This is a genomic window from Actinospica acidithermotolerans (assembly GCF_018139625.1).
In the GTDB taxonomy this organism is placed as follows: domain Bacteria; phylum Actinomycetota; class Actinomycetes; order Streptomycetales; family Catenulisporaceae; genus Actinospica; species Actinospica acidithermotolerans.
The window spans coordinates 1-1,026 of the sequence record NZ_JAGSOH010000294.1 but is presented as its reverse complement, the minus strand read 5'-3'; the positions used below and the strand labels follow the sequence as shown (position 1 = coordinate 1,026).

At 63.2% G+C, this 1,026-nt stretch carries 1 protein-coding gene; it reads left to right on the top strand.

Translation table 11 applies throughout. From position 1 onward, the window contains the following. The first annotated feature begins 332 nt into the window (after nucleotides 1–332). A complete protein-coding gene (locus KDK95_RS34755) occupies nucleotides 333–731 on the top strand; it encodes a hypothetical protein (protein ID WP_212522606.1) in 399 nt (132 codons plus the stop codon). Nucleotides 732–1,026 lie beyond the last annotated feature (295 nt).

Genomic DNA, 1,026 nt, shown 5'->3' with positions numbered 1-1,026 from the left:
TAACGGATCAAGGCGGGAACTCGCACGGTCACCACGCGGCTACAGATGGCCGCCTACCTAGACTTCTCATGTCCGTGGACCGGGACTCACATGTCCGCCCACCACGACTCTTCCACGTCCGCCGTCAAGCGGTGAAGATCACGGAGGGCGGTGGACATGCGGCTCACGATACTGGTGCGGCCCGACCTCTTCGTCCCGGACTTGGCGCAACCCGTGCTCAAAGCAAGACAAACCCGAACCGGCTATCTCGCTGAACGCCGCCACGAAGCGCTGAGCATCGGGCCTGTTGCTGCGGTGCAGCGCGCGGCGATCGCCGAGGCTACGATTCGCTGGTGGTCCGCAACGGGAAGAAGGCACGTCGCCTCATAGTCGGTGACCAGACCTTTCTTTGGTCGGTCAGGCATGAGCATGACGTGGACCTGGCCGGCGAGCTCGCAAGTCGCTATCGGGACTGTCGTGAAGTTCTGTCGCTGCGTGTGTACGGACTGCCCGGACGCCTGCTGATCACGTTCAATGCAGGAGACGGGCGAATAGTCTCTGATGGCATGCTGCCTGGTGGGACTGTCGGCACCACGGGCAGCGGCTGGCTGAACCTCAACGAGCCAGGAACGGTCAGAGCCTTGCTCGACGAAGCGCTCGTACAGGGCTGGACTCCAACCACCTCCGCGATTCAGCATCTCGATGGATGGCAGTTCTTCGAGGCGGTAGCCACGCGCCGTCAAGCGCGCTGACCTCCGCCGTGTCAGGGCGGATACATGGTCTCGGCTGGTCCCGCCTGCTGTCGTCTGCTGTGGTCTGCTGCTGATCGTTTCTCGTCAGCTGTCGCCTCGTGTCGGCTGTTGTCGGGCGTTTCGCTGACTTCCTGCTGACTTGCATTGATCACCCTGGCATGTCGCGGTATCTGCCCTGTGCCGCTGCGACCTTCTCGTGGCGCGGGATAGGTTGGGGCGGCGCATGTGGATCAGGCGGGAGGAGCGGCGATGGCGAGAACAGTTGATGAGTTCGTCCCGGTGTTGGGGGCTGCTC